Source organism: Microbulbifer sp. 2205BS26-8 (genome assembly GCF_030731025.1).
GTDB classification, from domain to species: Bacteria; Pseudomonadota; Gammaproteobacteria; order Pseudomonadales; family Cellvibrionaceae; genus Microbulbifer; species Microbulbifer spongiae.
The window spans coordinates 83,920-97,348 of the sequence record NZ_JAVAMR010000012.1 but is presented as its reverse complement, the minus strand read 5'-3'; the positions used below and the strand labels follow the sequence as shown (position 1 = coordinate 97,348).

11 protein-coding genes are annotated in these 13,429 nt (G+C 49.8%); 2 read left to right on the top strand and 9 right to left on the bottom strand.

What is annotated here, in order from left to right; all coding sequences use genetic code 11:
• The first annotated feature begins 181 nt into the window (after positions 1-181).
• Complete coding sequence (locus tag Q5Y71_RS06395; protein ID WP_306040988.1) at positions 182-1,201, top strand: lyase; 1,020 nt, start codon at positions 182-184, stop codon at positions 1,199-1,201.
• 229 nt (positions 1,202-1,430) lie between these two features.
• Here Q5Y71_RS06395 and Q5Y71_RS06390 read toward each other — a convergent pair whose 3' ends face one another.
• The 6 genes from Q5Y71_RS06390 to Q5Y71_RS06370 form a co-directional block, all read right to left on the bottom strand.
• Positions 1,431-2,210, bottom strand: a complete 780-nt coding sequence (locus Q5Y71_RS06390; protein ID WP_306040987.1) for a DUF1295 domain-containing protein — start codon at positions 2,208-2,210, stop codon at positions 1,431-1,433.
• Between the two features lie 314 nt (positions 2,211-2,524).
• Positions 2,525-3,412, bottom strand: a complete 888-nt coding sequence (locus tag Q5Y71_RS06385; protein WP_306040986.1) for an alpha/beta fold hydrolase — start codon at positions 3,410-3,412, stop codon at positions 2,525-2,527.
• Between the two features lie 842 nt (positions 3,413-4,254).
• The gene (locus Q5Y71_RS06380; protein ID WP_306040985.1) at positions 4,255-5,913 is read right to left on the bottom strand and encodes an acetolactate synthase large subunit; all 1,659 of its coding nucleotides are present in this window, start codon (positions 5,911-5,913) and stop codon (positions 4,255-4,257) included.
• A 61-nt stretch (positions 5,914-5,974) separates the two neighbouring features.
• Positions 5,975-7,588 (bottom strand): FAD-dependent oxidoreductase, encoded by a 1,614-nt coding sequence (locus Q5Y71_RS06375; RefSeq protein WP_306040984.1) that lies wholly within the window; start codon positions 7,586-7,588, stop codon positions 5,975-5,977.
• Positions 7,589-8,200: 612 nt separating this feature from the next.
• The gene (locus Q5Y71_RS17520; RefSeq protein ID WP_367317757.1) at positions 8,201-8,293 is read right to left on the bottom strand and encodes an integrase core domain-containing protein; all 93 of its coding nucleotides are present in this window, start codon (positions 8,291-8,293) and stop codon (positions 8,201-8,203) included.
• Between the two features lie 553 nt (positions 8,294-8,846).
• Positions 8,847-9,356: a GNAT family N-acetyltransferase gene (locus Q5Y71_RS06370; RefSeq protein ID WP_306040983.1), complete on the bottom strand. Its 510-nt coding sequence runs from the start codon at positions 9,354-9,356 to the stop codon at positions 8,847-8,849.
• A 219-nt stretch (positions 9,357-9,575) separates the two neighbouring features.
• Here Q5Y71_RS06370 and Q5Y71_RS06365 point away from each other — a divergent pair, with 219 nt between their 5' ends.
• The gene (locus Q5Y71_RS06365; RefSeq protein ID WP_306040982.1) at positions 9,576-10,286 is read left to right on the top strand and encodes a VCBS repeat-containing protein; all 711 of its coding nucleotides are present in this window, start codon (positions 9,576-9,578) and stop codon (positions 10,284-10,286) included.
• Positions 10,287-10,718: 432 nt separating this feature from the next.
• Here Q5Y71_RS06365 and Q5Y71_RS06360 read toward each other — a convergent pair whose 3' ends face one another.
• The 3 genes from Q5Y71_RS06360 to Q5Y71_RS06350 all read right to left on the bottom strand — a co-directional run bounded on the left by Q5Y71_RS06360 (position 10,719) and on the right by Q5Y71_RS06350 (position 12,934).
• Positions 10,719-11,009, bottom strand: a complete 291-nt coding sequence (locus Q5Y71_RS06360; protein WP_306040981.1) for a hypothetical protein — start codon at positions 11,007-11,009, stop codon at positions 10,719-10,721.
• A 1,494-nt stretch (positions 11,010-12,503) separates the two neighbouring features.
• Complete coding sequence (locus tag Q5Y71_RS06355) at positions 12,504-12,773, bottom strand: hypothetical protein (RefSeq protein ID WP_306040980.1); 270 nt, start codon at positions 12,771-12,773, stop codon at positions 12,504-12,506.
• Positions 12,774-12,787: 14 nt separating this feature from the next.
• Positions 12,788-12,934 carry a hypothetical protein gene (locus tag Q5Y71_RS06350; RefSeq protein WP_306040979.1) on the bottom strand — a complete coding sequence of 49 codons (147 nt, stop codon included), beginning with the start codon at positions 12,932-12,934 and terminating at the stop codon, positions 12,788-12,790.
• Between the last annotated feature and the right edge of the window lie 495 nt (positions 12,935-13,429).

Sequence of the window (13,429 nt, the reverse complement as noted above, 5' to 3'; positions counted from 1 at the left end):
AGGAGATGTGTCAGATTTGGTCTGAACTAATACATAGAACTGTTTAGAAAAAACTGCCACGTCTTCACCTATGCTGTCTGCAACAACTGTCATCCCACAGGCACTGTTTTATGAGCGGAAAATTGGTATCGGATCACCTGTGACAGCTTAATCATTTATAAAAAGCCTCTGGAGTAAGTAAATGCTCACAAACAAAAAGCACTTTGGCCTGTTAAAGCAAGCCATTCTTTACCTCGCGCTATCTATTTTGACGTCATTTCATACGCTGGCGCAGGAAGCCAGTCTGCCAAACCAATTGACACTCAAGGAATGGAAGGTACCGTGGGAGGGGTTGCCAAGAGACCCTTATGTTGACCACAAAGGACGCATCTGGTTTTGTGGACAGGCGGGCAACTATATCGGCCGGTTTACGCCAACTGGTGAGGAATTCAAGCAGTATGAGGTACCCGAAGGTACCCACCCGCACAATCTGATTGTGGATAAACAGGATCAAGTTTGGTACGCCGGTAATCGCAATGCACATATCGGGCGCCTGGACCCGGAAAGCGGTAAAATCCAGCAATACCCGATGCCCAAGGGCGTCGATGATCCCCACACACTGGTCTTTAACCGGGAAGGTAATATCTGGTTCACCGCACAACAGAGCAATCGCATCGGCCTCCTGAATGTCAGTAATGGGGAAGTTCGGGTTGTTACGCCGCAAACTGCCAGGGCACGTCCCTACGGCATCAAAATAGACCCACAGAATCGTCCCTGGGTAGCATTGTTTGGTACTAACAAGCTGGCCTGGGTAGATCCAAAAAGTATGTCCGTATCCGAAATCTCCCTCCCCCGCACCAGTGCCCGCCCACGAAGATTGGAAATTGACCCCTCTGGCAATATCTGGTATGTGGATTATCCGGACGGTTACCTGGGCCGGTATATGCCAGACACAGAGGCGTTTACAGAGTGGAAACTCCCCGGCGAAAACCCGCGCCCCTACGGTATGGCACTGGACAACAAGGGGCGGATCTGGGTGGCGAACACCGGAAATATCCCGAATACCATTTTGGCTTTTGATACAGAATCGGAGAAGTTTATCAGCGAAACCTCAGTGCCTAGCGGTGGAAATATCCGGCATATGTATTTTGATAACAAGGATGGCAGCTTTTGGTTTGGGGTGGATACCGGGTCCTTGGATCAAGGGATACCCAAGCAGTGACTCTCTAGGACTTTGTTTCCTACTATTTTGTCATTCACGATTTTCAGAATCGTTAAACACATTAGCCAGACATAAAACTACAATAAAAAGCTACATGACTACACTAATCCGAACATCAGGTACTGCATCTCCAAAATACGGTTCACCTTGGATTTTTTTCAAACAGGAGTGGCCAAGAAACCGCCCTTATAGCGGTCTCCTGGCCTTTGGCGAGCGAACCTGGTAGAGACTAAAAAACAAACGGAATAAAGCATTTTACCCGCTGCTTATACGCTTGCCATTTCTTGCCATAGCGCTCCTCTGACATCTTTTCATTTTTTGGGATCGCATCGCCAAAATATTGGCCAATATTGGCCAATGGCGCGATCAGCCCAATCCAATGGTTGGCCAGTAAACCAAAGCTGACGAAAATTAAAAAATCCCCGAAGTAATTTGGATGGCGACAAGTGCCCCAAAACCCACTCTCTAACAATTTACCCTTATTGTCTGAATTTTGTTTAAAACGACGCTTTTGATAGTCGCTGCCAAAATGATAAATGGTGCCCAGCACATACAGTACAATTGCGGCCCATTGCACTACACCAAATGGTCCTCGTAAGTCAGCGGCCCAATAAAATGGCAGACAGTACAACCAGCCAAAGGTATTGACCATTATCACCGCCAGCAACGGTTTTTGCTTTGCGGGAATCACCGCATTGAGCTTGGAGGCGGCAGTATTTTGATACCAGGCGGTGAGAACTATGTTCATCCGCAGCAAATAAACACCTACAAAAATCAACAACAGACTTTTATGTGCCCAATCTCCAGAGCCCCAATAGCAATACGCCAAGGTGACCGGTGCCATGGTATTAAATCCCCATACAAACATCGGCCGCGTACTTTGAGCGCGACGAGTTGCCACAGCGGCAAAGAGGGATAAAACCAGCATAATAATGACCAATGTGTACCAAATAGCCATTATGGTTTCCGTTGTAAACAGTGCTTCCTGAATTAAGCCAGTGCCGCGCATCGGCACCAGCTCTCTTCAATTGATTGCCCCTAAATTTTACAGTTAGTAACCGTAAGGACGAATTTCATCAGTTTGTTAGGGCCTGTTTATATAAATCAGCCTGCCTGTAATCCACGCAAAGCTGGTAAAAAAACGAAAAATCACATCCAACTTATCAAAACGGCTTAGTGCCAAAATTAGCAAAATGTATTATCGATTCTTTCATTAGGCTGAACAGGTCCCAGCTTATATAAGAAAGTGCACCCCTGCTGTAAATCCAGTTAGATCACTGTTTGGAAATTCAAATTCCTAGAACCCACGCTGTAGTATGTCATTTATTTACTATCAATACTTGCAAGGAACTCATCAAGGACCCTGTTGAACTCCTTGGGCCTCTCCCAGAACATCATATGCTTACCCATATAGACAACAGTGGCAGAGGGTGTGTTGGCTGTGATCCACTTACCTGCTGCTTCCTTCATTTCATCACGTATGACATACAACAAAGGCAGTTTTCCCTCAAGTGCACTAAGATCCTCACTGTAGTCGAGATAAAATCCCGTGGCATTTGTAATTGAGGCGACACTACTTGACGTGCAGTTGGCGATTTTTGTTATCCAGGCAATTTTCTCCGGTGTCGGCTTTTCAAGCATCCATTTGCTAAATTCTGCAATCACATTATCGCGGTCTTCAATGATGCCTTCGGTAAACCACCGTGAATAGCCGTCGGAATCGTCGTTAAGGTACCAGACCCACTCGTCACGCGTTGCACCGGCTATATCCGGACCCGTATCAATCATGATCATGGCTTTGAGCTTATCAGCGCCGAACTGGTTCAAATACGCCAATTGCTCCGTTACCCCGTATGACCAACCCGCTAGAATCACATTCTTCAAGTCCAGCTTATCAATCAATTGGGCCAGGTCCCGCGCGTGATGTTGATAGGTGTGGCCTTCAACGGATTTTGATGATTTGCCCTGGCCCCTGGGGTCATAGGCCAGCGCGCGGTATTTTGTTGATCCTTTAAAGTGTGCGAGTTGATGTTCGAAAACCTCCGTTGACATCATCCAACCCGGGATAAAAATAATGGTTGTATCACCGCTACCCGCCTGCTCGTAATGTATGGTGAGATTTTCATCTATCTTAACTTCTTCTGAAGCCACACCACCAGTAAACAGACATAAGCTTGCGGCCATCATCATTAAAATGTTGGGTATTCTCATCCTCTCCCCCAGGTGGTTGAAGTTGTCATACCAAAGGTCAGGTTATTTTATCAGGTATGTATATAGCAATCAATATGACTACTTTTATCTTATACAACCGATTCACTGTCAATTTCCCCACAATCCAAAAATTGCTTTTTAATTCATTAAGTATTGCAGGCAAACCAGAAATACCAAACAGTAAGAGAATCACTCTCAAATAAACCCGGTATGTATTTACCCATTTGTTTGTTTCAATTGCAGCTCAAGCTATCTCAGAAAGAAAATACATCAGGAAAAATGATATAGAATTTCTTGGAAACCCTACGTAGAAACGATTCCCAGATTTTTTCTCTTTGGACTTATCGAAAGCAGTGCCAGGGATTATTTGTGTATTATCAAACCCTTTATAAGCCTCATCATTGGCAACCATGACCGACTACGTAGAGCATCGCACTGAGCACCTGGGTATTGGGTATTGGGTATTGGGTATTGGGTATTGGGTATTGTTATCTTACCGCGCCGAAGGAATAGAAATGTCTCGATAATTTTTTGTTGTGCTGTCATTTCCATGCAGCGATTTTTTCGGATTGGGTGTGAACAGGTTCTGGCAGGCTATTGAAAAGGCGCCCTGCGGCCTTCCTCACCCTGGGTGTGCGGCTATGTCATTAAACCCTTCACGACAAACCCAGCACATTTAAAGTTGATTTGTGGCCACCCTGGAATAAAATCCTGCGCTATCAGTTGGATTGGCTGACACTCGGACAGAAAGTGAACTTGCCAATACCCATCCCACTGATCGGGGCGCGTACCGGCAGTTTTTATTTCTGTTCTATATTCCCCTGACCCTTAGGGGAGAGGACTCAAGGTGCGATTTTTTTCTTCAAAGCCTTGCTTAACGGCCTGGGGATATTCGGGAGGGTTTTCAGCAGCCAGGGCAGTACCTTACGTTTCACACCATTTAACGACTCAGGTATCACAGCTTCGATCAGGTGTGGGCCTGGTGTGTAGAGTGCATATTCCAGGGCCTTTAACAGCTCTTCTGATGTCTTCACGCGTGTACCATGCACACCCATACTTTGAGCTAATTGCGCATAATTGGTGACCGGGCCACTGAGATCGAGTTGGGATTTGGCTTTCTCTCCGGCTTCTTCAGCCCCCACACGTTCCAGTTCAATATTTAAAACTGAATAGGAGGCATTGTTGAAAATAATGCTGGTCACATTCAGATTTTCCCGGGCCATGGTCCAAAGTGCCTGATTGGTGTACATGGCGGTACCATCGCCGATCAGGGCCAGTACCGGCCTATCCGGGCAGGCTACAGCGGCCCCTACAGCACTAGGCAGTCCCTGACCAATGGCGCCACCGGTGAGGGTAATCATATCGTGTCTTGGTGCTCCGGCGGTCATGGCGTTGAGTAACAAACCCGAGGTGATGGATTCGTCCACAACAATACTATTCTCCGGCATCAACTCACCCACAGCCCGGCATACTTTTTCAGCAGTCAGTTTGCCTTTCGGCCTACCGGGTCTGCCGGCGGGTTGCAGCAGGGGTAGCGTACTCCCCGCACCCAGGGCATCAGCAAGCCTGCTCAGGCTGGCCGCGGCGTCTTGTTCAGGTGTACTCAGGGTGTGAACAGTACAGCCGTCCGGTACCAGATAACTCTGCTTGCCCGGGTAAGCAAAAAAAGAAACCGGGGCTTTGGCGTCCACCAAAATCAAATTGTCGAATTCGGACAATTGCAAAGAGGCGAGTTCCGCCAGATAGGCTATGCGCTCCACCGAAGGCAGGCCGGCACCGCGTTCTATACGGGTGGGAAAGGTTTCGGCAAATACAACTACACCACTGTGGGCGGCAATGCGGGCAGCAGCCAGCAACCCCGGCTCGCGCAGGGCGCGACCGCCAAGCAGCAGGGCCGTTTTCCTGCTGCTGCGTATTGCTTCAGCCACAGCATCAATGGCAGTACTGTCCGCTATTGGCGCTTCGGCCTGGGGTGGCACCACACAGGGCTGGCCGCCCTCTCCCCAGGAGACATTCGCAGGCAGGATCAGGGTGGCCACCTGACCGGGTAAACCCCGGGCGGCGGTGATGGCATCGGCAGCATCCCGGCACAGGGATTCAGTGCTCGTTGAAGTACGCACAAAGTTGGGCGACACATTACAGGCTACTGTTTCGATATCTGACTGCAACTGGGCATCGTACTTGACATGATAAGTGGCGTGGTCACCCACAATGTTGACAATCGGGGATTTTCCTTTACGGGCGTTGTGCAGATTGGCCAGGCCATTGCCCAAACCACAACCCAGGTGCAGCAGGGTGGCAGCGGGCTTATCCGCCATGCGCGCGTAGCCATCGGCAGCCCCAGTGGCCACACCTTCAAACAGCGCAAGGACCGCCCGCATCTTGGGCTCACCATCCAAAGCCGCAACAAAATGCATTTCACTGGTGCCGGGATTGCTAAAGCAAACTTCAATCCCCGCATCCACCAGGGTTTTCATCAGAGCTTGGGCGCCATTGGGCATACTGTCTCTCCTGATCCTACTCTTGACCTGTTTATTGTGTTGGTTTTGTATTGTGCTTTGATCAATTCCCTGTATTGATCGACCTGGCTGCAGCCTTGGCTGTCATGATGCAGCCGGGCAGGAAAGTGCCTTCCAGCGAGCGTTTACCATTGCAACCGCCGCCACCAAACCCGGCGGCCTCGCCAACACAATAAAGACCGGTGATGGGCTGGCCGTTGGCATCCAGCACCCGGCTTTGCAGATCGGTCTGCAATCCACCCAGGCTCTTGCGGGTGGTCAGTTGCGTCTGGATCGCAATAAATGGCCCGGCACCAGGTTTTTGTAATGGGGCCGGCTTGCAGGTACGCAGTCGATCCGGCCCCCATTGGCGGGCATGGCGGATCAGGCGGATTTGCGGGTCGTTGTTTAGCTGGTCGCCCTTACTAAAATTTGCATCAAAGGTATCCGCAGTGGCTTTGAGCACTGCCGGGTCAACATCCTGTGAACAGGTCAGCGCATTCATTTTTTTTGCCAGCCCTGCCAGTGTATTGTCCACAAGAAAGTGATTACTCTCACTCTGCATCTGATCCACGAGCGGTGTGTTGCCCAATAACATCTCTTTCAGCAGTAGCGGAAACTGTTTATCCCGGATTCGGGCATTGTGCTCTGCGCCGGAAATAGCGAATTCTTTCAGTGCAATGCGTCTGTTGAGCAGCTGCCAGGTCCAGGGTTTCTCCTGGGCAGCAACTTGCTGGCATAACCAGTGGGTATCGAATCCGGTAACCAGGGGCTCCGGACCAATACGTTCGCCGCGATGATTCAGCCACAGGGCGGACTTACAGGGAATAGAGGAAAGACCATGGCCGGGAAAATGCGGGAAGGGATGCGGAAAACCGGCGGCGTAATTCCACATTTCTCCGGCATGGGTAATACAGGCCCCCAAATTGTCTTTTGTCCAGTGATGCAGCTTGCCATCGGAAAAAGGGTGAGCACCATTCAACATAGCGGTGGGCTGCGGCCGGTCGACAGGCCAATTGGCCCGGCACTGATCATGTCCGCTATTTATCCCTCCCATGGCTAGTACTACAACCGGCGCTTCAAAGCGGGCTTCCCTGCCGGTGCCCTCATGCACCGCAGTCGCTCCATGGACTTTTCCAGCCTGCTGCTCCAACCCAGTGATCCGCTGGTTATGATGAATCGTCAGTCTGCCTTCAGAGCTGGCATCATGCAGCGCACGCACCATGCACTTGACCAGTTCTCGTGAGGTGCCCCAGATGATGTGGTAACGGGGGACACTGTTGCCGTCGCCAAAGCGACCCCGCTCCACCCAGTTGACCGCTGGCATAAATTTCAGGCCTTCACGGATAAGCCAGTCGTAAACTTCAGCACGCGAGTGCTCCACATAATAGCGGGCCCACTGCAAGGGCCATTCATCCAGGGGGTCCAGTTCGCCAAATCGCAGCCAGTCCTGCAGGGCCAACTCTGCTGAGTCGGGAATGTTCATACGTCGCTGCAACGCTGTGCCGATCAGTGTCATACCGCCAAAGGCCCAAAGTGCCAGCCCACCAAACCGCTGTGGGGTATCCCGATCCACTATGGTGACAGTTTTACCTGCCCTTAACGCCTCCAGTGCAGTGATAATGCCTGCGAGCCCCCCTCCGGCAATCAAAATATCAGAGCAAACGGGTTTCGGCATGGTACTTTTCCCTATGACTTTATTGTATTGCAGTAGACCATATAACGTTATAAACAGGGCCCGATTGACCTAGCAGACCAGAAAATTGACTTTACAAGCCACAGCTGATCAGTGTGATGTCCTCCCTGTGATAATAACCGCTTTGCTCCCCGCCCTTGGATTTCAAACGCGCAGACCTGCTTTTCACCTTGGGTTGGAAACCTCTGGAAAGCCCTACCCGGATTATTCGGAACCTGTTTAAAGGCAACCTGATCGGAACCTATCTACCCAGCAAATATCGGGGGTATCCTCACCGAAGCCAGCAAAGACCTCAGGGAAATCGGGAGGTGCGAGGTTCAGACTTCCAATCTTGTAATTGTGTACCTGGAGAGCCAGTATCCAGTTACATTCGAAACCAGCGACAAACGACGATCTATTTACCCCGCCAGCTCTATTATTGGGTAGGCAACTCGTTGTGTTTAAGCCTTTTTTATTTTAAGCGCTCACTGCCATAGAGCAGGGATACTAGCGTTTTAGGAATATAGTATCAAGTGAGCGTATAATCCACCATTTAAAACAACAGCGATGAGGAGAGAATTAAACCAATCGTAGCAGCGGTTTTGAGGGTATTCCTCATATGGCCTTATGAGGCCTTTCATTGTTGTACTGCCATTGCCACTCAGTTACAAGTTGTTGCGCCTGTCCAACGCGGTCGAGATGATGCAGATCCGGCCACTGATGTCATGCCGCACAACTTAATCGCTCTATATATATTCTGTGTTGGCTTGTCAGGTTGGATAACTAGCAGCGTAATCTGCTGCCGGCTTGTCCACCTTCATTAAAGCTCCTGAGATATTCTCCGGCCCATTGTCACACCGCAAAGCAGCAGGCTTACTCCGCTATTCAATTACCTGTTCAGTGGACGTATAATGCTAAAAGCCGTTATCGACAAATCAGCAATAATAAACAAGCACTCACAGTTGTAATCGTCGATAAGATTAAATTTTCATAGACTTTTTCCGTCACTCAGACTATTGGGCATAAATTCCATCGAGCAGACTTGGTTCTCCGCCATCGGCACGCTCCACGGCGCCGGCATCTCTCGTTTGAAACGGCATTCGGGTCTGATTCTAGAAATCACTTCAAGTTTACAATAGATCCGACACACCCGCTTGTGGTTACAGCCAAAGCACTGAAATGATTAATACGATTTTATTTAGTGTTTTAAAGCCAATATGGGCTGTTTGGCTTGAGGCATATTCGCTCCCAAAGCCTCCCTTTACAAAGCATCATTGAATTCTTCCCGGTATCTTACTACCCCGCCTTGTTTTGGTAAGGCGGCCTTATTGAACACAATGACCATAAATACTTGGTCTGGTACACCTTCCCACTGGCTGCGGAGTTTATAGTTCGATGCCACTTCAAAGCCGAAACGCGGGTAATACTCTGCATGTCCCAGGACAATAACGAATGGGCAACTGGAATTATGCAAGTATTCAAGGCCATGGTGAACGAGCCGAGAGCCAATGCCTTTTTTCTGATGTGACGGCAATACCGCCATGGGTGCCAGCCCCATGCCAACTGAGTCCGATGCATCAATCGTCACCGGGGTGAACAGGATGTGTCCAACAACGGTACCGTTCTCGACAGCCACAAACGCGATATACTCTTCGCAATTGCTGCGAAGCCTATCGACGAGAGCCGCCTCAGGGCCTTTATTGAACGCAGCCAGGTTCAAACGGTGGATCGCGTCGCTGTCTTCAGGTTTTTCTTCACGGATTTCAATCATTGAGTAACTGTTCCATGTTGCAATGACTAATGCCCCGGGGGCCGGCAGCAAACAGTGATGGCTATAATAATCCACTCAGTAGGCATTGAAACCCCATCAACGCCCTATTTTCTCCTTGGCCAACTTCTTTCTGGACGCACTGTCTGTTTCACCAGCCTGCTAGCGATATCCCCGTTTTCGCGATAGAGTGGTGAAAGTTCATCGAACCCGGGTAGCGATATGATTCAACATAAGCATGTGGTTAAGCTGGCTGATCTGGATGGCGACAACCGAGTAGACCTGATTGTCGATAGCCGCGATGACCATGGCCTGCGCTACTTTAAGGGGCTGGCCAATGGCAGTTTTAAAACACCCGGCCAACTGATCAACGCCGGAGGAGACCCCTATCGAGGCTTTGCTATCGGTGATATCAACAGTGATGGGCGCATTGATCTGGTGACTCCAAACCCGGGGGAGATTGGTATTGTGACCCATACCGGCTCAAACACCCCGTCTTTTACCCTGAAAAAGCTGGCCCCCTATGCATCCCCCTTTGTTGTTGAATTGGCAGAAATGAATGGCGACGGGAAACTGGATATGCTGGTCGGCTCAAATGGCAGTTCTGTCACTGTCATCCCAGGAAACGGCGATGGCACATTCCATGAAGCCAGCAAAACGGCAATAACCACACCCTCTGGTGCCAAGCAGATAGCTGTTGGTGATATCAATGGCGATGGCCTTGAAGATGCACTGGTAGCTAACTGGTCCGGTGAACTGCTTGCCGTTCTCGGCAATAAAGCCAGGGTCGAGACCATAAGATTCCAGGATGCCAATATCCCTAACCCATGGGGTGTGGCCTTGGCAGATCTCAATGGAGATGGAAAAAGCGACCTGATCATTGCTGATGGAGGCAGCAAAGCGGCTGTGCTATATGTCAGCCAAACGGAGTAATGCCTGGCAGGCCAGAGCAAGCTCCGCTGCGGTACTTTCTGCCGTGACAGATAAAACACTGCTGCAGGAAATAGATGGAATATGCACAGGTTATCAATCACTGGCAGAAGCTTGCAAAAGCCATCAACAAATCAGTGGGCATCGCCCAACCCGAAATTGTTGAATGGCCTGCATGTTCAGATGAGGTGCGTGATCACTGTTGGATACTGCCCTGAGGCCTCTCTCTACCGCTCTTTTCTTGGTGGGTTTTTTCCAACCAGGCAAGGCGCCTAAAGGAAACTTTGCGTGTATCAGGGAATCACTGCATTTTTTTGAGCCCTAATAACAGCGCTCAATTTCCTTTTTCTTCCGGTAATGCCATGCACGAGAATTTCTTTCGCTCTGGATCACACTCCTTAGGGCCTATCACAAGAAGACAAACTGAATAGGCTCCTAGTCCTTGCGCACGTACCAGTTAATGGCCTTGGTCCCAACCTTGCGCGAGAAGCGGAAACGGATCGTCTCCGTGTTGCCTTCGCGGTAGTCGTTGACCACGAAGCTGCCGGACTTCGTCTCAGAGGGCATGTTCAGTTCCTTAATTCTCAGCGTTTGCCAGCCGCCACCGGCCTTCTTCTGCTGGATCTTGACGGTCAGGACGTTGGAGCCAGAGCCCTCACCTCTAACCGTGTACTCGAAAGTGGTGTTCTGCTTGGGAGCGAACTCGACCGTGTCGACAGTGTCCAACCCGGTCAAGGCGCCATTGGCGTCCCAGGCTAGCGGTGCCCTGGCAACACTGGGTGTCCTCAGGGCAAACAGGCGCGGTGCATTTTCTACCAGAGTGGGTAGCGCCTTGTGCTGAGACGCTATGTATTGCTGCGCAACTTCAGTGGCCGCAGCAATCTCCTAGTCCGCCGCAAGCGAGCTATTCAGTAGAAATACTAAATATAAGAATTTCATGTAACACTCCTTGTTTTTTAGCCAGTTGTTTATTGTCCTTTCAATGGCAGCTACGAAGCATCCTCCATAACTTGTCTTTCCATTGTTCCGTGACTCAGTTTTTGGTAATCATCCAGTGAATACTGCATTTATTAATCAGTGGAAACTGTAGCTGAATGATGGATACAGTACCATAAAAATTTGCGTATAAAACTGAGCACCCACATGAACGGATTTATTGGGGTGGAAATTAATCCATTAGATGCATTTGTCCATATTGCTTCACCAGGCGTTCTCTATTTTTGGTTAAAACCTGCCAAGCTGCAACCAGCAGAACACCATATACACTCCCTTCAGTAAATCGTTGCAGTCCACCCTGGATTGACAAATAAACGCTGTAAAGCCTAAGCACAAACAACACAATCCCGATCAATACGCATAAGGGGATGCTTTGACTGATTGTAAATCGAGGCGCAACCGCAAACAGCCTCAATACCATCCATGTTCCATGGGTAACTCAATAACCTGAATATATTCTGCGCGACCTGTCCAAAGTTGCCAGTAGCAGGACAACCAAGATCCCGCGGCGCAATTACAGACCTTTTTAGGTGATCGGTTCTGCAAAAAGCAGTCAAATGCCAACCTTATTTACTCCTGACCGGCATTGAATTACGTATAAGTAGAATGAGAAGTTCAGAAAATCCCGAAAGGGACAAATCCAGGATAACCAATGAATACTGCGCGTGGCGATCCTGTAGCATTCAACTCACTTACATACGGGGTTATGCATGAAAAATCAGGCTTTATTGCGTCTCTATCAAAAAAGCATGAGTAAATGACTTATACGGACTGCGCTAATCAGGAAAACAGGGAGTTTTTATAAAGATCCATCCTATTGCCCGGTAATACGAGTATTGATACAGTGATTGTTATGACCAGTATCCCAAACCGATCATTGCTTGTAATCTCCTGTATTGATTGATTTTCAGGGAGAAAACAGATTTCCTGCAACAATAACAATCTCGGTAATCAACATTGCTGCCCAGCTCTGGTTCTATTGCCTGGCAATCGGTAGCACGATTTAGAGCGGCGTATCGTCAAGGTATCTTGCCTTTTGACACACCTAGCCGACCGCGGCAACACCGCCTGTAGAGATCTGGCCCTGCACACCTGCGGCGGCACGCAAGGCTCCTGCCTTAGCACCCTAACGACGCTTACCTCCCCGCAGTACCCGCACGAGAAAGTAAGCGTTTGTGGTGCGGTTTGGGGCTTCACGGACCTTCGTGGCGCCCGTACTCCCTTTCAGCGCTCCGTCTTTTTATCGGGTCGCCACTTGAGCGGTCTGATAATGGCCGGGGGCTTTTCGATTGGCCCCTCCTCCAGCGCACAGGCTTCGTCCAGTGGGTAGGCTTCGTCCAACCATTGCAGGAGGCGCACGGCGCGCATCACCTGGTTGCCCCTACCGGGCGCAATATGCAGGTCTACGGCGTTCTCTTTGATGGCGACCAGCGTGAAGGTAAAATAATCCCCCAGCTCCACTGGCTGAAATAATCGACAGGGTAATATAGGCATCTTGAATAGGCTCCTTACGTCGCCTGTGACAGAAACGCCGAGCAAAAGCCCATAGCGCCGTTTCTCTCGCCGCAGGCGTAGTCCTTGTGGGAAAAAGCAAAGTGCAGGGTGCGCAGCCAGAAAGGCGGTGCGCGGCTGAAGTAAAAGACCACACCAATCATCACGCAACGCCACAGCACACTCCGCCGCCGGGGGCAGGAGTGACCCGGAATACGCGCCTTCAGGGAGACCTTTATTGAAGACGAACGAGTGTATGGCGTATCATTCAAGACAGCCTCGCTAGATAGTCAATTTATCTATTGGGGTTAGCCATCCCCTGGTGTCTCTAGCACCGGGGGCTGGCGCTTACGCCTGACTTACGCGGCCATGATGCGGTCCTTCTTTGTGTGTTGAAAATTTGTTGTGGTTAGGGTTTTCCCGCGAGTGCTGCCTTACAGGGCGCCTCGCGGGCTGAACGATGATCGTTTGGGTGTTTTTTTATCTATTTATTATTCTTTACTGGTACCGGCTAAGCGGCTGGGTGCTATAACAGCAGGCCTACCCTAATCGCTTTTTGTCAAGAATTCAATCTGGGTGAAGCTTTTGGCGACACCAAGTTTAGCCCCACTCGCTGGTGAAGACGGATGCAGTTTTACCTGTGCAGGGCGCAAGCACTG